Annotated in this window: 1 pseudogene; it reads left to right on the top strand. The window is 61.8% G+C overall.

The features are described from left to right. Nucleotides 1–500, top strand: a pseudogene (locus ACIPLA_RS13765) (glycine--tRNA ligase subunit alpha); the annotation flags it as partial.

The raw sequence follows: 500 nt of genomic DNA, 5'->3' as shown, positions 1-500 counted from the left end.
GTGCGGACCTTCCAAGACTTGCTCCTCGCCCTCCAGCAATACTGGGCCGAGCAAGGTTGTGTGGTACTTCAGCCCTCCGATATGGAAGTAGGCGCCGGCACTTTCCACACTGCCACGTTCCTGCGCGCCATTGGCCCGGAAACCTGGAACGCCGCTTATGTGCAGCCCAGTCGTCGCCCGACTGACGGCCGCTACGGCGAAAACCCGAACCGTCTGCAGCACTACTACCAGTTCCAGGTAGTCCTGAAGCCGAACCCGGACAACTTCCAGGAACTGTACCTGGGCTCCCTCAAGCACGTGGGCCTCGACCCGCTGGTGCATGACATCCGTTTCGTCGAAGACAACTGGGAGTCGCCAACGCTGGGCGCCTGGGGGCTGGGCTGGGAAGTCTGGCTCAACGGCATGGAAGTGACGCAGTTCACTTACTTCCAGCAAGCGGGCGGCATCGAGTGCTACCCGGTGACCGGCGAGATCACTTACGGTCTGGAGCGTCTGGCCAT

The organism is Pseudomonas sp. NPDC086112 (assembly GCF_044746425.1).
Lineage (GTDB): Bacteria > Pseudomonadota > Gammaproteobacteria > Pseudomonadales > Pseudomonadaceae > Aquipseudomonas.
This window is presented reverse-complemented; position numbering and strand designations above follow the sequence as displayed.